The organism is Rhodanobacter sp. DHB23, assembly GCF_014842975.1.
GTDB lineage: Bacteria > Pseudomonadota > Gammaproteobacteria > Xanthomonadales > Rhodanobacteraceae > Rhodanobacter_A.
Genome location: NZ_JACYXK010000021.1, coordinates 175,870 through 192,912, shown reverse-complemented (window position 1 = coordinate 192,912; position 17,043 = coordinate 175,870). Strand labels below are relative to the sequence as shown.

The following is a 17,043-nucleotide window of genomic DNA, read 5'->3' as shown; positions in this document are numbered from 1 at the left end:
AAGCCGGCAGCGAATAGCCCTTCTGAAACTGCACCCGGTTCATCGACATGGCGTCTTCCTCTCGGTGGAGACGCCATGGTTGAACATCTCCCGCTCAACAGCTGAGATTCGACGCTAATCAGGTCCCTCCGGGAGATGGGGCGGGGGAGAGGGTTTGGACTTGCCGCGACATGTCGCTTCGCCCGAACCCTCTCCCGGCTGTCGCCACCCTCTCCCGAAGGGAGAGGGGCTCGCTAACCGGCGTCCGTACGAATTCAAGTCGCCCCGCTTCGTTGTTTGAAGCGAAAGCCCGCGACGCCTGGAGCCTGGACAAAGGGGGCGGATATTCCGGATAGCAGTGAGCTTTTGCTGGGATAACGGACAAAAGTCGAAGTCTCCCTAACTCAAGTTGTAAGCCCGCTCCTCGTGCTCGGCGATATCCAGCCCCATCTGCTCCTGCTCCGCATCCACGCGCAGGCCGACCACGCGGTCGACGAGTTTCAGGATCGCCCAGCTCAGCGCCGCGCTCCACACGATGGTGAAGCCCACGCCCTTGGCCTGGATCCACAGTTGCAGCAGCGGCGACGCCACCGTGCCGAAGCCGCCCAGCTTCGGCGCGGCGAACGGGCCGGTGAGCAGGGCGCCGACGATGCCGGCGATGGCGTGCACGCCGAACACGTCCAGCGTGTCGTCGTAGCCCAGCCGGTGCTTGAGCCGGGTGGCGGTGAAGAAGCAGATGACGCCGGCGGCGAGGCCGATCAGCAGCGCGCCGCCGGGACCGCAGGTACCGGCGGCGGGTGTCACCGCGACCAGCCCGGCCACCGCGCCGGAGGCGATGCCCAGCACGCTGGCGCGCTTGTGGATGGCCCACTCCACCGCGGTCCAGCCGATCGCGGCGGCGGCGGCGGCGATCTGCGTCACCAGCATCGCCATGCCGGCGCTGCCGTTGGCGGCCGTCGCCGAGCCGGCGTTGAAGCCGAACCAGCCCAGCCACAGCAGGCTGGCGCCGATCACGGTGTAGCCGAGGTTGTGCGGCGGCATGTGCGTGTGCGGCCAGCCGCGGCGCTTGCCGATCACCAGGCAGGCGACCAGGCCGGCGATGCCGGCGTTGATGTGCACCACGGTGCCGCCGGCGAAGTCGAGCACGCCCATGTCGCCCAGCAAGGAGCCGGGGCCGCTCCACACCATGTGTGCCACCGGCAGGTAGGCGAAGGTGAGCCACAGACCGCTGAAGCACAGCATGGCGCTGAACTTCATGCGTTCGGCGAAGGCGCCGACGATGAGCGCGGGCGTGATGATCGCGAAGGTGAGCTGGAACATCACGAAGACGCTTTCCGGGATGGTCTGGTAGCGTGCGTCCGGCGTGAGCCCGGCCAGCATCGCGCGGTCCAGCCCGCCGATGATGGAATGCCAGTTGGTGACGCCGGCCTGCATGCCTGCGGTGCTGAAGGCCAGCGAGTAGCCGTAGAGCACCCACAGCACGGTCACCAGCGCGGCGATGGAGAAGCACTGCATCATCACCGAGAGCAGGTTCTTGGCGCGCACCATGCCGCCGTAGAACAGCGCCGCGCCGGGTATGGTCATCATCAGCACCAGCATGGACGAGACCAGCATCCATGCGGTGTCGCCGCTGTCCGCGTGGGGCGTGCCCTGGGCGAAGGCCGGTGCCGTGAACAGTCCGATGGCGACCAATACCACGAGCTGCCGCAGCCGCGCTTTTCCGAATCCCGAATGACTCGCCGCATCCGCGGCTCGCCCTGCGGGCCAGCTCCGCTGTTCGCTTCGGCATCCTGCCTCCGCGAGCCGAATCCCGAATCCCTGCTCAGAGCGCATCATCGTCCACCTCCTGCGTGCGGATGCGGATCGCCTGCTCCAGCGGGTGCACGAAGATCTTGCCGTCGCCCACCTTGCCGGTGCGCGCGGCGCCGGCGATGGCCTCGATCACGCGGTCGAGTTGCGTGTCACTCACCGCCACCTCGATCTTGAGCTTGGGCAGGAAATCCACCACGTACTCGGCGCCGCGGTACAGCTCGGTGTGGCCATGCTGGCGGCCGAAGCCCTTGACTTCGGTGACGGTCATGCCGTGCACGCCGGCCTCGGCCAATGCCTCGCGCACCTCGTCCAGCTTGAACGGCTTGATGACGGCAGTGATCCACTGCATGCGGCAACCCCTTCGCGATTGATCCCATAGCGCGCTCAGCAGGATGCGTGCCAGCGCCGCGGGCCACGCTGCGTGGACGTTTGGACGTCCATATGCGCCGGTTCGCGGCGAAGTTGGTGCAAGCTGCGCCTCATGTTGGTGCAAATGACCCGGTGGCGGTGGTCTTCCTGGCGCCGGCCGGCAAGCACGCGGGGCGCAAACCCCTGCCGGGCGGCCCCGCAGGGGGCGGGCGCAGCGACTCATCCGATGCCCGCAGGGCTTGAACGAGGTGATCGCCCAGATGGCCCGTTTCACTGCCGGGCGGGCTGCCGGCCTGCGCCGGAATGCCGGCTACGGGCATCCCGGTTTGACCGGCTTGCCCATAATCAGTACCATTTTGGTCTGAATTAAGGCCGTTTCCCTCTCCCCTCATGCTTCGTGTCAGCCGACTCACGGATTACGCCGCGGTGGTGATGACCTGCATCGCCGCCCACCCGGACGACGTGCTGAGCACGGCGCAGATCGCCGACGAGACGCACCTGGAACTGCCCACGGTGAGCAAGCTGTTGAAGTCGCTGGGGCATGCCGGGCTGGTGGAGTCCTTCCGTGGCGTCAACGGCGGCTACCGGCTGGCGCGGCCGGCCGGGGCGATCACGCTGGCCGAGATCGTCGAGGCGATGGAAGGCCCGATCGGCATGACCGAATGCGGCGTCGTCGCCGAGGGCAATTGCGGGCGCGAGGCGCAGTGCGGCGTGCGCGGCAGCTGGCAGCGCATCAGCAGCGTGCTGGACAACGCGCTGCGTGCGGTGACCCTGGCCGACATGCTGCGCCCGGCGCCGCGCCGCCACGAAGTGACGGTGGACATCAGCACCCTGAAAGGCAGGACCACGGCATGAGCAGCGAATCCATCGATACCGCCACCACCGCGTTGCGCGACAACGCCGAGGTCGCCGAGGCGCTGGGCCGCAACTACAGCGCCGGCTTCGTCACCGAGATCGAGATGACCGGCCTGCCGCCGGGGCTGGACGAGGAGACCATCCGCCAGCTTTCCGCGATCAAGCGCGAGCCGGAGTGGATGACCGAGTGGCGCCTCGCCGCCTACCGCCACTGGCTGACCATGCCGCAGCCGGACTGGGCCAAGCTGAAGATCGATCCCATCGACTATCAGGCGCTGAGCTACTACGCCGCGCCCAAGCAGGCGCCGAAGTCGCTGGACGAGGTCGATCCCGCGCTGCTGGAAACCTACGAGAAGCTGGGCGTGCCGCTGCACGAGCGCGCCGCGCTGGCCGGCGTGGCGGTGGACGCGGTGTTCGACTCCGTCTCGGTGGGAACCACCTTCCGGAAGCAGCTGGCCGAGGCCGGCGTGATCTTCTGCTCGATGAGCGAGGCGATCCGCGAATACCCGGAACTGGTGCAGAAGTACCTCGGCAGCGTGGTGCCCACGGGCGACAACTTCTTCGCCGCGCTGAACTCGGCGGTGTTCTCCGACGGCAGTTTCGTGTTCATCCCCAGGGGCGTGCGCTGCCCGATGGAGCTGTCCACCTACTTCCGCATCAACGCGCAGAACACCGGGCAGTTCGAGCGTACCCTGATCGTCGCCGAGGAAGGCGCGCACGTCTCCTATCTCGAAGGCTGCACCGCGCCGCGGCGCGACGAGAACCAGCTGCACGCCGCAGTGGTGGAACTGGTCGCGCTGGAAAAGGCGCAGATCAAGTACTCCACCGTGCAGAACTGGTATCCCGGCGACGAGAACGGCGTCGGCGGCATCTACAACTTCGTGACCAAGCGCGGCGACTGCCGCGGCGCGGATTCCAAGATCAGCTGGACGCAGGTGGAAACCGGCTCGGCGATCACCTGGAAATACCCCAGCGTGGTGCTGCGCGGCGACCGCTCGGTGGGCGAGTTCCACTCGGTGGCCTTGACGCACCACCGCCAGCAGGCGGACACCGGCACCAAGATGATCCATATCGGCCGGGACACCAAGTCGAAGATCGTCTCCAAGGGCATCAGCGCCGGCCGCAGCAGCAACAGCTACCGCGGCCTGGTGAAGGTTGAGAAGGGCGCCGAGGGCGCGCGCAACTACACGCAGTGCGACTCGCTGCTGATCGGCAAGCAGTGCGGCGCGCACACCTTCCCGTACATGGAAGTGAAGAACCCCAGCGCCATCGTCGAGCACGAGGCCACCACCTCGAAGATCTCCGACGACCAGCTGTTCTACTGCCGCAGCCGCGGCATCGGCGAGGAAGACGCCGTGTCGCTGATCGTGGACGGCTTCTGCAAGCAGGTGTTCCGCGAACTGCCGATGGAGTTCGCGGTGGAGGCGAAGAAGCTGCTGGAAGTGTCGCTGGAAGGGGCGGTTGGATGAGTGTCGCCCGCAGCGCGCATTGGGACGCGGTGTACCGCGAGAAGACGGCGGACCAGACCAGCTGGTTCCGCCCGCATCTCGACGAGTCGCTGCGCCTGATCGATGCGCTGGACATGCCGCGCGAGCTGCCGGTGCTGGACGTGGGCGGCGGTCGCTCCACCCTGGCCGACGACCTGCTCGCGCGCGGCTATACGGATGTGGGAGTACTCGATATCTCGGCTGTCGCCGTGGCCGAGTCGAAGCAAAGGCTGGCCGCACAGGCGCCTTCGGTGCATTGGGTGGTCGGCGACGTCGTCGATCTGGACTTGCCCGCGGCGCGCGTCGCGTTGTGGCACGACCGCGCAGTATTCCACTTCCTCACCGATGCCGACGAGCGTGCGCGCTACGTGGCAACCGCGCGGCATGCGTTGCGACCGGGTGGCCACCTGGTCATCGGCACGTTTGCCGCCGATGGTCCGGAGCGTTGCAGCGGTCTTGCCGTGACGCGCTATGACGCGCCGGCGCTGGCGGCGGTCTTCGCGCCCGGCTTCCGGCTGGTATCCCGCAGCCGCGACGTGCACCGCACGCCGTCCGGCAATGAACAAGCCTTCACCTACGTCGTGCTGCAGCGTTGCGGCGATGGCGTGGACGCATGACATCGCCATGCCCATGCACGGTATTACTGGTCGATTCGAGGAGCACTCCATGAAATCGCTTTCCCTCCTGCTGGCGAGCGCCGCGGCCGTGATGCTTGCCGGCTGCGTCCAGGTCAGGCACACCGACCCGGTGGCGCCGCAGGTCAGCGGCACCGTGACCCGCGCCGGCGTGCCGGTGGCGGGCGTGCACGTGCAACTGGTCGAGGCGTTCGACGAGGCCGGCGCACCGCTGCCCGACGCGGAGAAGGACGAGGTGCTGACCGACGACCAGGGCCACTTCACCGTGGGCCCGCTGTATCGCAAGGCGAAGCGGGTGGACCTGCACACCGTGCCGTGGGGCCTGCGCCTCTCCGTCGACGACAAGACCTGGCATGCCGGCTGGCTGTCGGACCCGACCATGCTGGGCGTGGTGCCCGAAGCGCCCATTTCGGCCATGTGCGATCTCGCGGTGGACAGCAAGACCAGCGCGATCGCCGGCGACAACCAGGTCATGGGCAAGGGCCCGTGCCTACTGCAACTGATCGGGAAGACCAGGAAGTGACGAGCATGCTCCGCATCGAAAACCTGCACGCCCGCGTCGAGGGCAAGGAAATCCTCAAGGGCCTCACGCTCACCGTGAACCCGGGCGAGGTGCACGCCATCATGGGGCCGAACGGCGCGGGCAAGTCCACGCTGGGCAACGTGCTGTCCGGCCGCGACGGCTACGAGGTCACCGCCGGCACGGTCAGCTTCAACGGCATCGACCTGCTGGCGCTGGAGCCCGAGGCGCGCGCCGCGGCCGGCGTGTTCCTCGCATTCCAGTACCCGGTGGAAATCCCCGGCGTGAACAACACCTACTTCCTGCGCGCGGCGCTCAACGCGCAGCGCAAGGCGCGCGGCGAGAAGGAGCTGGATTCCATGCAGTTCCTCAAGCTGGTGCGCGAGAAGCTCAAGGTGATGCAGATCTCCGACGAACTGCTGCACCGCGCGGTGAACGAAGGCTTCAGCGGCGGCGAGAAGAAGCGCAACGAGATCTTCCAGATGGCGGTGCTGGAGCCGACGCTGGCGATCCTCGACGAAACCGACTCCGGCCTGGACATCGACGCGCTGAAGCAGGTGGCGCAGGGCGTTAACGCGCAGCGTTCGCCCGAGCGCTCCTTCCTCGTGGTCACCCATTACCAGCGCCTGCTCGACTACATCGAACCGGATTTCGTGCACGTGCTGGCCGACGGCCGCATCGTGGAAAGCGGCGACAAGACGCTGGCGCTGAAGCTGGAAGAACACGGCTACGCCTGGGTGCGCGAGCACGGCGAGCCGGCGGGCGCGACGGCATGAGCCAGCCGGCACCCTTCGTCGATGCGCTGCGCGCGACGCCGTTGCCGGCCAGCGGCATCGAATGGCTGGACGCGCTGCGTCGCGAAAACCTCGACGCCTTCGTTGCCGCCGGCTTGCCGGAGACGCGCATGGAGGCGTGGAAGTACACCGCGTTGCGCGCGCTTGGCCAGCGCCGTTTCGTGGCCGGCGATGCGCAGGCGGCGACGCATGCGGTCGACTCCGCCATATTTGCCTTGCCCGGCGTGGACGGGCCGCGGCTGGTCTTCGTCAACGGCGTGTTCCGTGCCGATCTCTCCGCGCTGGACACGCTGCCTGCCGGCCTGACGCTGCAACCGCTGTCGCAGGCCCTGCGGCAGGACGCCGAGCCGCTGCGCTTCGTGCTGTCGCGCAACGAGGCGGAGCCGGGCGATGCCTTCGTGCGACTGAATGCCGCATTCGCCGCCGATGGCGTGGTGCTGAAGCTGGCGGCCGGCGCGAAGCCTGTCGCGCCGGTGCACCTCGTCTTCCTGGGCGCGCCGGCCGAGGGCGAGCTGGCCTGGCACCTGCGCAATCTCGTCGAGCTGGGCGAAGGCGCCGAACTCACCCTGGTGGAGCACCATGCCACCAGTGGCGAACAGCAGCACCTGGCCACGGTGGTGAATGACATCGTGTTGCGCGACGGCGCGGTGCTGCGGCAGGTAGTGCTGCAGCAGGCGGCCACCGGCAGCAGCCTGGTCCGGCGCAGCAAATTGCAGTTGGGCAAGCAGGCGCAGGCCACGGCACACGTGCTGGAGCTTGGCGGCGCCCTGGCGCGCCATGACCTGCGTGCCGAGCTGGCAGGCGATGGCGCGCGCTTCGCCACGCGTGGCGTGTTCATGCCGCGCGGCCGCCAGCACATCGACACCCAGCTGGCGATACGGCATCGGGCCTTGAACACGGCGTCCGACTCGGTCTGGCGCGGCGTGGCCGACCAGCGCGGGCGCGGCGTGTTCCGCGGCGCGATCCTGGTGGCGCCGGGCGCCGACGGCGGCGACGCCAGCCTCAGCAACAAGAACCTGCTGCTGTCGCCCAGCGCCGAGATCGACACCAAGCCGGAACTGGAAATCCATGCCGACGAGGTGAAGGCCGCGCACGGCGCCACCGTGGGCCAGCTCGACGAGCGCGCGCTGTTCTACCTGCGCTCGCGCGGCATCCCGCTCGCCGAGGCACGCGCCCTGCTCACCGCCGCGTTCTGCCGCGCGGTGCTGGACGATTTGCCGAACGCGGCGCTGCGCGAACACCTTGCCGCGTTGCTGGCGGTCGAACTACCGGCATGATGCCGACGAGGCTGGCCGCACTGTAGGAGCGCACCCTGTGCGCGATGGCCGCATGCCTCGACCGGAGCAAAAGCATTCGCGCACAGGGTGCGCTCCTACAAAGACGCGCCCCGACACGGGAATATTCGAGATGAACGCACCGACCAACACGCACGCTCCCTTCGACATCCAGCGCATCCGCGCGGACTTCCCGCTGCTGGCGCGCACGGTGCACGGCAAGCCGCTGGTGTACTTCGACAACGCCAACACCAGCCAGAAGCCGCGCGCGGTGATCGAGGCGGTGGACCGCCATTACCGCGAGCACAACGCCAACGTGTCGCGCGCCGTGCACCTGCTGGGCGAGGAAGCCACGGCGTCCTACGAGGGCGCGCGCGATGCGCTGGCGCGCTTCATCCACGCGGCTTCGCGCGACGAAATGGTGCTCACCTCGGGCACCACGCAGGCGGCCAACCTGGTCGCCTACAGCTTCGCGCTGCCGCGGTTGCAGCCCGGCGACGCCATCCTCACCACCACGATGGAGCACCACGCCAACATCGTGCCGTGGCAGATCGTGGCGGCGCGCGCCGGCGCCACGGTGAAGGCGGCGCCGATCGACGAGCGCGGCGAACTGATCGTGGAGCAGTTCGTCGAACTGCTCACCCCCGAGGTGAAGCTGGCCTGCGTGGGCCACGTCTCCAACGTGCTGGGCACGGTGAACCCGGTGCGCGAGCTGGCGAAGGCCTGCCGCGAGCGCGGCATCCCGCTGTTCGTGGACGGTTCGCAGGCGGTGCCGCACCGTCCGGTGGACGTGCAGGCGCTGGGCTGCGATTTCTATGCGCTCACCGGCCACAAGATGCTGGCGCCCACCGGCACCGGCGCGCTGTGGGCGAAGAAGGAACACCTGGAGGCCATGCCGCCGTTCTTCGGCGGTGGCGAGATGATCCGCGAGGTGAAGTTCTCCGGCACCACCTTCGCCGCGCCGCCGCACCGTTTCGAAGCGGGCACGCCGAACATCGCCGGTTTCGCCGGCGTGGGTGCGGCGATCGGCTATGTCGAAGCGTTGGGTTTCGATGCGATCCGCGCCCACGAACACGCCTTGCTCGAACACGCGACGGCGCAATTGCGCGACATTCCCGGCCTGCGCATCTTCGGCGAGGCGCGCGACAAGGAGCCGGTGATCTCCTTCCTGGTCGAGGGCGCGCAAGCCACCGACCTGGCCACCCTGCTGGACCTGGAAGGCGTGGCGGTGCGTTCCGGCCACCACTGCGCGCATCCGCTGATGCAGTTCTACGGCGTGCCGGCCACGCTGCGCGCCTCGCTGGCGTTCTACAACACGCACGAGGAGGTCGACGCCTTCGTGGCGGCCCTGCTCAAGGTGCGGCGATTGCTCCGCTGAAGGGTCCAGATGCTCGCCTTCCTCCCCGCCCTGGTCCGCGTGCCGCTGGTCGTGCTGCTGCTCGCGCTCAACGTGCTGGCGCACGTGCTGCCGCTGTTCGCCCTGGCCCTGCTGAAGCTGCTGGTGCCGCTGGCCGGCTTCCGCCGCGGTTGCTCGCGCGTGCTGGTGGCGATCGCAGAGAGCTGGATCGCCGTGAACAACGCGCTGTTCGCGCTGTTCACGCGCATCCACTGGCAGGTGGAGGGGCTGGACGGCCTGCGCCGCGACGCCAACTACCTGGTGCTGGCCAACCACCAGAGCTGGGTGGACATCCCGGTGCTGCAGAAGCTGCTGAACCGGCGCATCCCGTTCCTGCGCTTCTTCCTGAAGAGCCAGCTGATCTGGGTGCCGCTGATGGGGCCGGCGTGGTGGGCGCTGGATTTCCCTTTCATGAAGCGCTATTCGAAGGAGACGCTGGCCAGGCACCCGGAGCTGGCGGGCCGCGACATGGAGGCCACCCGCCGTGCCTGCGCCAAGTTCCGCCAGTTGCCGGTGTCGGTGATGAACTTCGTGGAGGGCACGCGCTTCACGCCGGCCAAGCACGATGCGCAGGGTTCGCCCTACCGCCACCTGCTGAAGCCGCGCGCCGGTGGCGTGGCCTTCGTGCTGGATGCGATGGGCGAGGGGCTGGACGCCATCCTCGAGGTCGCCATCGCCTACCCGGGCGGTCCCTGCAGCATGCTGGACCTGATCGCCGGGCGCCTGCGCGAGGTGCGGGTGAGCCTGCTGCAGCGGGCGATCACGCCGGAATTGCGCGGGGACTACGAGCGCGACGAGGCCTTCCGCCAGCGCTTCCAGGCCTGGGTCAACGGGCTCTGGCAGGAGCAGGATGCGCGCATGGCACGTTTGCTGGGTGCCTGAATACCGCGTGAGGCGGAATGGCGACCCGCCGTTCGCCTCCGCAGGGTGTCGCGGTAGACTGGGCGGCGAAGCCGCCATGCGGACATGCAGGCGGAAAACGGGGGACGAGGATGGCGATGGAGCAATACACACCATGAGTGAAGCGAAGCACGCACCGGCGGAATCGGGTGGCGCGCACGCTGCAGGCGTGTTGCAGGCCATTGCGCGCATGTCGTCCACGCGGACGAACTACTGGGTCGGGCACGCCACCGACTTCCTCGTCAGCCTCGCCCTGCTGGGGGGGGCGTTCTGGCTGGACCACAGCCGGCCGTTGCTGTCCGCGCTGGTGTTCCTGCTCGGCCTGTTCATCTTCAGCTTCATCGAATACGCCTTCCACCGCTGGCTGTTCCACGGTGCGCTGCCCTTGTTCGAGCGCGGCCACACCGTCCACCACGAACAGCCGTTGGGCTACGACTCGTTGCCGTTCTTCTTCCCGCCCGCGGTGGTGCTGCTGCTCGCGGCGGCGCTGGCGCTGGCGCTGCCCGCGGCGACCGCGCTGCTGCTCGCCGGCGCGATCGCGCTGGGCTATGCGCTGTACGGCTTCAGCCACCTCGTCATCCACCGCCGCGGCCGCTTCAACCACCCGTTGGCGCGCAAGTGGGCGGCGGTGCACCACGTGCACCACCACCACCCCGACAAGAACTACGGCGTCACCTCGCCGCTGTGGGATTTCCTGCTGGGCACGTGGTACGTGTCCAAGAGCAAGGTCAGGTGATTTTTGCGATCATCCCTGATCGCGAAGATCACACGGGCGGCCATCCATGGCCGCCCTTTTCAGAGAAGCGCGCCTTGTAGGCGCAACCTGTGCGCTCTACAGGTGGTTCTCAGCCCAATGGCAAGCCGCGCAGCTCGACGCCGTCGGCGTCCACGCGCAGCACCGAACCCTGTTCGTACCAGTCGCCCACCACGATGCGTTCGGCGGGCTTGCCGTCCAGCTCGAAGCGGTGGATGGCGGGGCGGTGGGTGTGGCCATGGATCAGTCGCGTGACGCCGCCATCGCGCATGGCCTGCGCCACGGCGCCGGCCTCGGCGTCCATGATGGTTTCCATCGCGCTGCCGGTGTGCGCGCGGCTTTCCGCGCGCGACTTGGCGGCAAAGGCGCGGCGCGCTTCCAGCGGCATCGCGAGGATCTGCGCCTTCCACTCCGGCGTGCGCACCTGCCTGCGCACGGCCTGGTAGGCCACGTCGCCGGTGCACAGCACGTCGCCGTGCATCAGCAGGGTGGGGCGGCCGTGCAGCGTGTGCACCGTGCCGTCCTCCAGCAGCTCGAAACCGGCGCGGCGGGCGAAGTCCTCGCCCAGCAGGAAGTCGCGGTTGCCGGCCATGAAGTAGACCGGCACGCCGGCGTCGCGCACGGCGCGGGTGGCACGCGCGATGCGCCGCGGCAGTTCCGCGTCGTCGTCGTCGCCGACCCAGGCCTCGACCAGGTCGCCGAGGATGTACAGCGCGTCGGCGCGGCGTACTTCGTCGCCGGCGAGGTAGCGTTCGAACAGGTCGGTGATGCGCGGACGGCTGTCGTCCAGGTGCAGGTCGGCAATGAACAGGCTGGCCATCGTGGACTCAGCCGCCGTCGGGCTGGCGCGCGGCGGCGCTGGAGGCGGCCGCGGGCGCGGCTTCGCCGACCACCTGCGCGCCCTCGATCACCACCAGCGGGTTGGGCACGTCGGCGGTGAACGGGCCGATGCCGTGGGTGGGCGTGGCGGCGATCCTGTCCACCACGTCCATGCCCTTGACGACCTTGCCGAACACCGCGTAACCCCAGGTCAGGCCGCTCTGGTTGCCGGTGAAATCCAGCCGGCGGTCGTCCACCAGGTTGACGAAGAACTGCGAGGTGCCCGAGTTCGGATCCGCGCCGCGCGCCACCGCGATCGTGCCACGCAGGTTCGACAGGCCATTGTCCGCCTCGCTGGCGATGGCCGGGTGCGTGCGCTTGGGTTGCAGGTCGCGCGTGTACAGGCCGCCCTGCACGAGGTAGCCGGGAATGGCGCGGTGGAACACCGTGCCGGCGTAGAAGCCCTCGCGCACGTATTGCAGGAAGTTCGCCACGCTCTTGGGCGCCTTGTCCGGGAACAGCTCCAGCGTGATGTCGCCCAGCGACGTGTGCAGCACCACCTCGGGGTCGCCCGCGTCCGCCGGCTTGGCGTTCTGCGCCCACAGCGCGGGTGCGAACAGGGCGGCGGACAGGAGCAGCAGGGCGAGCTTGGGCTTGGACATGGAGGCAGGCCGTTCGAAGTATCCGCCCATGATACGCGGCCCCACGGCCGCATGTGCCTTTCGGAGTTCAGGAGCTGTTTTGAGAAGTGCGGCCATGGATGACCGCCCATTTGACCTTCGCGATCAGGGAGGATCGCAAAAATTCCACCATGGATGGCCGCCCGTTTGACCTTCGCGATCAGGGACGATCGCAAAAATCCCCCATCAACTCGTCGACAGCTCCAGCTCCAGCCCCAGTTCGGCCATCGGCGCCTGTTCCTGGTGCAGGTCCGCCTCGCTGAGCGGGTGCTGTTCCAGCCAGGCGGCGGGCAGGGCGAGGCGCAGCCGCTGGCGCGTGGCGGAGAGTTTCATCGGCGGCAGCGATTCGGCGCGGCGGCCGCGGCGGAACAGTACCGCGAGCCGCAGCAGTGCCGTGGTGTAGCGGACGAGCTGGCGATAGCGCTGCGGCAGGGTGGCGATCACCGCCTTGTCCGGCTTGCGCCGGTGCATCTCGACCACGGCGGCGAGCAGTTGCTGCTCCTGCCGCGAGAAGCCGGCGAGGTCGGCATGGCGCAGGATGTAGGCGCCGTGGTGGTGGTGCTGGCTGTGCGCGATGGCGAGGCCGATCTCGTGCACGCGGGAGGCCCACGAGAGCCACTCGCGCGCCTCGCCGTCCAGCTTCCACGCCTTGGCGGCCTGGTCGAACAGCTGCAGCGCGGTGGATTCCACCCGCCGTGCCTGCGCGCGGTCCACGCCGTAGCGGCTGGCCAGTGCGTCGATGCTGCCGGTGCGCGGGTCGCTGCCGGCGGCGCGGCCGAGCAGGTCCCACATCAGGCCTTCGCGCATCGAGCTTTCGCACACGCGCATGCGCGCGATGCCCAGCGCCTCGAACGCGGCCTCGAAGATCACCACGGCGCCGGCGAGCACCGGCGCGCGTTCCTCGGCCAGGCCGGGCAGTTTCAGCGCGGCGATCGAGCCTTGCGCGAGGATCGCGTCGCGCAGCCCGGCCAGCGACGCCGGGGTGATGCCGTCGTCGCTGAGCTTCATCGCCTGTACCACCGCGCCGATCGCCTTGGCGCTGCCGGAAGAGCCGAACGCCTCCTGCCAGCCGGATTCGCGGTAGTCCTCGGCGAACTGCTGCAGCAGCACGCCGATCTCGCCGCATGCGCGCTGCCAGCGCTTGCGGTTGAGCTTGCCGCCGGGGAAGAAGCGCAGCGTGGAGGCGATGCAGCCGGCCTGCACGCTCTCGGTGTGCAGCGGCGCGAGGCCGCGGCCGATGATGAATTCGGTGCTGCCGCCGCCCACGTCCATGATCAGTCGCGGTTCGCGCGAGGCGGGCAGGCCGTGCGCGGCGCCGAGGAAGATCAGGCGGCCTTCCTCGCGGCCGGACACCACCTCGATCGGATGGCCGAGCACGGCCTCGGCCGCGGCGAGGAAAGTCTGCGGCGCGGCCAGCCGGCGCACCGTGTTGGTGGCCACCGCGCGCACGCGCTGCGAAGGCAGGCCGGCGATGCGCTGGCCGAAGCGGGCCAGGCAGTCCATCGCGCGGGCGCGGCGGTCGGCGTCCAGCGAGCCGTCGCTGCGCAGGCCGGCGGCCATGCGCACGCTGTCGCGCAGGCGGTCGATCACCCGCGGCTCGCCATGTTCCATGCGCGCCACGATCAGGTGGAAACTGTTGGAGCCCATGTCCACCGCGGCCAGCAACTCGCCATCGCGGATCGGGGTGTGTTCGGCCTGGCTCAAGCGTGGGCTCCTGGTCGGCGCGGGTGTGCAACGCAGTGCGCATCATGCCGCATTCGCGCGCGGCTTTGCTCGCGCATGTGCGTGGTGGCGGGGCGACGCGGGCGACTCAGCCGGGATGGTGCGTGGCGGCCGCCGCATTCACCTGCTGCAGCGGCCCCACGTTGACATGGCCGGTCCAGCCATCGAACACCTTCGCGGCGGCCTGGTCGATGGCCCTGGTCATCACCTGCACCGGCGGGCATTGCCCAGGGTCGCTCGCCGCGCTCGGGTCGGCAGGCGTCGTGATCCCGGCCATGCAGTAATGGCCACCGGCGCCGGCCAGCCTGGCCAGCCGGGCCATGCCCTGCTCGTAGCGCTTCTCGGCGCGCACCGCCGCGGTGGCGTCGCCGTAGGTGGGCCGCATCTTGGCGAGCAGCCGGTCGGCCGCCTCCTGCTCGGCCGGGGCGAGGGCGGCATGGAGCCTGGCGGATGCACTGGCGAAGTTCGATTGCGGCCGCTCCGCCGCGAGCGCCAACCACGCCGCCGCCAGCGGACGGTCCACCGGCTGGTGGTCGCCATCGAGCGCCATGATGCCGAGCACGTACTGCGCGGGCTTGCTGGCCCAGCTGGCTGCCGTGGTGAAGAATTTCCGTGCCTGGGCGTAGTGCTGCAGGCCGTAGCTCTGGGTGGCCAGGCAGTAGTAGTAATCGCCCGGCAGGAACTGTTCCTCGCCGATCGCGCAGGCGGCATTGGCCAGGTCGGCATCGCTCGGCGCCGAGCTGGCGGCGGCGGGTGTCGTGGCCGCGTCGCTGGCCATCGCCGGCATGCCGGCGATGGCGGCCAGGCATGCGCAATACCCAAGCATGCGCAGCTTCGTTTTTCCGCTCGACCCGTACATGTCCGGTTCCTTGTTCGGTGCGTTGGTCTGGTGGATGCCTGTCGACAGGTATTTCAACGCGATGCTTCGCCCGCCACGTCTTCGCCTCACGGACACAGTTTTTCCAGCAAGGCCTGCTGCATGCTGTACGGCGCATGTTTGCCCGGCGTGGCGCGGGTGTAACGGCCATTGCCGTCGAGCAGCCAGGCCTGGGTGTTGTCGGCGAGGCTGTCGGCGAGGGTTTCCTCGTGGATGCGCGCGGCGAGCTCGGGGTCGCGGATCGGGAAGGCGATCTCGATGCGGCGCATCAGGTTGCGTTCCATCCAGTCGGCGCTGGCGCAGTACAGCTCGGGCGATCCGTCGTTGCCGAACCAGTACACGCGGCTGTGTTCCAGGAAGCGGCCCACGATGGAGCGCACGCGGATGCGCTCGGAGATGCCGGGCAGGCCGGGGCGCAGGGTGCAGGCGCCGCGCACGATCAGGTCGATCTCCACGCCGGCCTGCGAGGCGCGGTACAGCGCCTCGATCACGTGCGCCTCGTTCAGCGCGTTGAGCTTGGCCACGATGCGCGCGGGACGGCCGGCGCGGGCGAGTTCCGTTTCGCGCTCGATGCGTTCCATCACGCCGGCGTAGAGCGTGAACGGCGAATGCAGCAGCCGCTTCAGCGCGATGCGCGGGCCCAGCCCGGAGAGCTGCTGGAACACCTTGTGCAGGTCCTCGCCGATCTCGGGGTCGGCGGTCATCAGGCCGATGTCGGTGTAGGTGCGGCTGTTGATCTGGTGGTAGTTGCCGGTGGACAGGTGGGCGTAGCGGCGCAGCGTGCCGCCCTCGCGGCGCACGATCAGCATCATCTTGGCGTGGGTCTTGAAGCCCACCACGCCGTACACCACCTGCACGCCGGCCTCCTGCAGGCGCGTGGCGAGGCGGATGTTGGCCTCCTCGTCGAAACGCGCGCGCAGCTCGATCACCACGGTGACGTCCTTGCCGTGGCGCGCCGCCTCCACCAGCAGGTCCACCAGCGGGGTGTCCTCGCCGGCGCGGTACAGGGTCTGCTTGATCGCCAGCACGTTGGGGTCGGTGCTGGCCTGGCGCAGCAGGTCCACCACGGCGGCGAAGCTCTGGTAGGGATGGTGCAGCAGCACGTCGCGCTGGGCGATCTGCTCGAACTTGTCGCGGCTCGCCTCCAGCCCGGTGGGCAGCTGCGGGGTGAAGCGCGGGTACTTCAGCTCGGGGCGGTCCAGCCAGTCGCAGATCAGCCCGGCGCGGATGATGTTGACCGGGCCATCGCAGCGGTAGACGTCGGCTTCTTCCAGCTGGAAGTTGTGGGTCAGCATCGCGGTGATGGACTGCGGGCAGTCGGTGGCGATCTCCAGCCGCACCGGCCGCGCGTAGCCGCGCCCCAGCAGTTCCTCGCTGAGCGCGCGGGCGAGGTTCTCCACCTCGGCCTCTTCCACGATCAGCTCGCTGTTGCGGGTGACGCGGAACTGCCAGGAGCCGACTACCTTGAAGCCGGGGAACATCAGGTCCACGAAGGCGTGCAGCAGCTCGGCGAGGAACACGAAGTGGTCGCCCTCGCCGCACACCTCGGCGGGCACGCGGATGATGCGCGGCAGCGAGCGCGGCGCGCGCACCAGCGCCATGTGGCCCTCGTGGCCGAAGGCGTCGCGACCCTTCAGCACCACCGCGATGTTCAGGGTCTTGTTGAGGATGCGCGGGAACGGGTGCGCCGGGTCCAGCCCCAGCGGCGACAGCACGGGCAGCACCTCGTGCTCGAAATAGCCCTGCAGCCAGCGCTTCTGGCGCGTGCTCCACTGCGTGCGGGTGAGGATGTGGATGCGTTCGGCATCCAGCTGCGGGCGCAGCTCCTGCTGCCAGATCGCGTACTGCTCGGCGACCAGTTCCAGCACGCGGCTGCGGATGCGCGCGAGCAGCTCCGGTGGCGACAGGCCGTCCGGCCCCGGCGCGGCGGAGCCGTAGGCGTGGTGGTGCTTGAGCATCGCCACGCGCACCTCGAAGAACTCGTCGAGGTTGTTCGCCACGATGCTGAGGAAGCGCAGCCGTTCCAGCAGCGGCACCGAGGCGTCGCGCGCCATCGCCAGCACGCGGAAGTTGAATTCCAGCGCGGCCAGCTCGCGGCTCAGGTAGAGCTCGGGGGCGGAGAGGTCGATGGGCTTGGGGGGCTGGGCGTCGATGCGTCGCATCCGTGCAT

16 protein-coding genes are annotated in these 17,043 nt (G+C 69.0%); 9 read left to right on the top strand and 7 right to left on the bottom strand.

What is annotated here, in order from left to right:
* Positions 1 to 378: 378 nt before the first annotated feature.
* Positions 379 to 1,677, bottom strand: coding sequence for an ammonium transporter (locus tag IHE47_RS04750; protein ID WP_343227436.1), 1,299 nt, complete (start codon positions 1,675 to 1,677; stop codon positions 379 to 381).
* 124 nt (positions 1,678 to 1,801) lie between these two features.
* Positions 1,802 to 2,140, bottom strand: coding sequence for a P-II family nitrogen regulator (locus IHE47_RS04745; RefSeq protein ID WP_192104717.1), 339 nt, complete (start codon positions 2,138 to 2,140; stop codon positions 1,802 to 1,804).
* Positions 2,141 to 2,550: 410 nt separating this feature from the next.
* Here IHE47_RS04745 and IHE47_RS04740 point away from each other — a divergent pair, with 410 nt between their 5' ends.
* From IHE47_RS04740 to IHE47_RS04700, 9 genes are all read left to right on the top strand, one after another.
* Positions 2,551 to 3,015, top strand: coding sequence for an SUF system Fe-S cluster assembly regulator (locus IHE47_RS04740; protein WP_192104716.1), 465 nt, complete (start codon positions 2,551 to 2,553; stop codon positions 3,013 to 3,015).
* Positions 3,012 to 4,484 (top strand): Fe-S cluster assembly protein SufB, encoded by a 1,473-nt coding sequence (sufB, locus tag IHE47_RS04735; protein WP_192104715.1) that lies wholly within the window; start codon positions 3,012 to 3,014, stop codon positions 4,482 to 4,484. The genes IHE47_RS04740 and sufB overlap by 4 nt, the downstream gene beginning before the upstream one ends.
* Positions 4,481 to 5,119, top strand: a complete 639-nt coding sequence (locus IHE47_RS04730; protein ID WP_192104714.1) for a class I SAM-dependent methyltransferase — start codon at positions 4,481 to 4,483, stop codon at positions 5,117 to 5,119. Before sufB ends, IHE47_RS04730 begins: the two co-directional genes overlap by 4 nt.
* Positions 5,120 to 5,168: 49 nt before the next feature.
* Positions 5,169 to 5,660 carry a hypothetical protein gene (locus IHE47_RS04725; protein WP_192104713.1) on the top strand — a complete coding sequence of 164 codons (492 nt, stop codon included), beginning with the start codon at positions 5,169 to 5,171 and terminating at the stop codon, positions 5,658 to 5,660.
* 5 nt (positions 5,661 to 5,665) lie between these two features.
* Positions 5,666 to 6,433, top strand: a complete 768-nt coding sequence (gene sufC / locus IHE47_RS04720; RefSeq protein ID WP_192104712.1) for a Fe-S cluster assembly ATPase SufC — start codon at positions 5,666 to 5,668, stop codon at positions 6,431 to 6,433.
* Complete coding sequence (gene sufD, locus IHE47_RS04715; RefSeq protein WP_192104711.1) at positions 6,430 to 7,728, top strand: Fe-S cluster assembly protein SufD; 1,299 nt, start codon at positions 6,430 to 6,432, stop codon at positions 7,726 to 7,728. Before sufC ends, sufD begins: the two co-directional genes overlap by 4 nt.
* 130 nt (positions 7,729 to 7,858) lie before the next feature.
* Positions 7,859 to 9,103 (top strand): cysteine desulfurase, encoded by a 1,245-nt coding sequence (locus tag IHE47_RS04710; protein WP_192104710.1) that lies wholly within the window; start codon positions 7,859 to 7,861, stop codon positions 9,101 to 9,103.
* Positions 9,104 to 9,112: 9 nt separating this feature from the next.
* Positions 9,113 to 10,003: an acyltransferase gene (locus IHE47_RS04705; protein WP_192104709.1), complete on the top strand. Its 891-nt coding sequence runs from the start codon at positions 9,113 to 9,115 to the stop codon at positions 10,001 to 10,003.
* A 133-nt stretch (positions 10,004 to 10,136) separates the two neighbouring features.
* Positions 10,137 to 10,757, top strand: coding sequence for a sterol desaturase family protein (locus IHE47_RS04700; protein WP_192104708.1), 621 nt, complete (start codon positions 10,137 to 10,139; stop codon positions 10,755 to 10,757).
* 109 nt (positions 10,758 to 10,866) lie between these two features.
* Here IHE47_RS04700 and lpxH read toward each other — a convergent pair whose 3' ends face one another.
* The 5 genes from lpxH to ppk1 form a co-directional block, all read right to left on the bottom strand.
* On the bottom strand, positions 10,867 to 11,595 hold the full coding sequence (gene lpxH / locus IHE47_RS04695; protein WP_192104707.1) for a UDP-2,3-diacylglucosamine diphosphatase: 729 nt from the start codon (positions 11,593 to 11,595) through the stop codon (positions 10,867 to 10,869).
* Between the two features lie 7 nt (positions 11,596 to 11,602).
* The gene (locus IHE47_RS04690; RefSeq protein ID WP_192104706.1) at positions 11,603 to 12,256 is read right to left on the bottom strand and encodes a peptidylprolyl isomerase; all 654 of its coding nucleotides are present in this window, start codon (positions 12,254 to 12,256) and stop codon (positions 11,603 to 11,605) included.
* A gap of 204 nt (positions 12,257 to 12,460) precedes the next feature.
* On the bottom strand, positions 12,461 to 13,978 hold the full coding sequence (locus IHE47_RS04685) for a Ppx/GppA phosphatase family protein (protein ID WP_192104705.1): 1,518 nt from the start codon (positions 13,976 to 13,978) through the stop codon (positions 12,461 to 12,463).
* Positions 13,979 to 14,084: 106 nt separating this feature from the next.
* Complete coding sequence (locus IHE47_RS04680) at positions 14,085 to 14,912, bottom strand: hypothetical protein (RefSeq protein WP_192104704.1); 828 nt, start codon at positions 14,910 to 14,912, stop codon at positions 14,085 to 14,087.
* A 29-nt stretch (positions 14,913 to 14,941) separates the two neighbouring features.
* Complete coding sequence (gene ppk1 / locus IHE47_RS04675; RefSeq protein WP_192104703.1) at positions 14,942 to 17,035, bottom strand: polyphosphate kinase 1; 2,094 nt, start codon at positions 17,033 to 17,035, stop codon at positions 14,942 to 14,944.
* Positions 17,036 to 17,043 lie beyond the last annotated feature (8 nt).

Coding starts and splice junctions, on each gene's coding strand:
- IHE47_RS04740 (WP_192104716.1), top strand. CDS start 2,551: ATGCTTCGTGTCAGCCGACTCACGGATTACGCCGCGGTGGTGATGACC.
- IHE47_RS04730 (WP_192104714.1), top strand. CDS start 4,481: ATGAGTGTCGCCCGCAGCGCGCATTGGGACGCGGTGTACCGCGAGAAG.
- IHE47_RS04725 (WP_192104713.1), top strand. CDS start 5,169: ATGAAATCGCTTTCCCTCCTGCTGGCGAGCGCCGCGGCCGTGATGCTT.
- IHE47_RS04700 (WP_192104708.1), top strand. CDS start 10,137: ATGAGTGAAGCGAAGCACGCACCGGCGGAATCGGGTGGCGCGCACGCT.
- IHE47_RS04710 (WP_192104710.1), top strand. CDS start 7,859: ATGAACGCACCGACCAACACGCACGCTCCCTTCGACATCCAGCGCATC.
- IHE47_RS04705 (WP_192104709.1), top strand. CDS start 9,113: ATGCTCGCCTTCCTCCCCGCCCTGGTCCGCGTGCCGCTGGTCGTGCTG.
- lpxH (WP_192104707.1), bottom strand. CDS start 11,595: ATGGCCAGCCTGTTCATTGCCGACCTGCACCTGGACGACAGCCGTCCG.
- IHE47_RS04690 (WP_192104706.1), bottom strand. CDS start 12,256: ATGTCCAAGCCCAAGCTCGCCCTGCTGCTCCTGTCCGCCGCCCTGTTC.
- sufC (WP_192104712.1), top strand. CDS start 5,666: ATGCTCCGCATCGAAAACCTGCACGCCCGCGTCGAGGGCAAGGAAATC.
- sufD (WP_192104711.1), top strand. CDS start 6,430: ATGAGCCAGCCGGCACCCTTCGTCGATGCGCTGCGCGCGACGCCGTTG.
- sufB (WP_192104715.1), top strand. CDS start 3,012: ATGAGCAGCGAATCCATCGATACCGCCACCACCGCGTTGCGCGACAAC.
- IHE47_RS04745 (WP_192104717.1), bottom strand. CDS start 2,140: ATGCAGTGGATCACTGCCGTCATCAAGCCGTTCAAGCTGGACGAGGTG.
- ppk1 (WP_192104703.1), bottom strand. CDS start 17,035: ATGCGACGCATCGACGCCCAGCCCCCCAAGCCCATCGACCTCTCCGCC.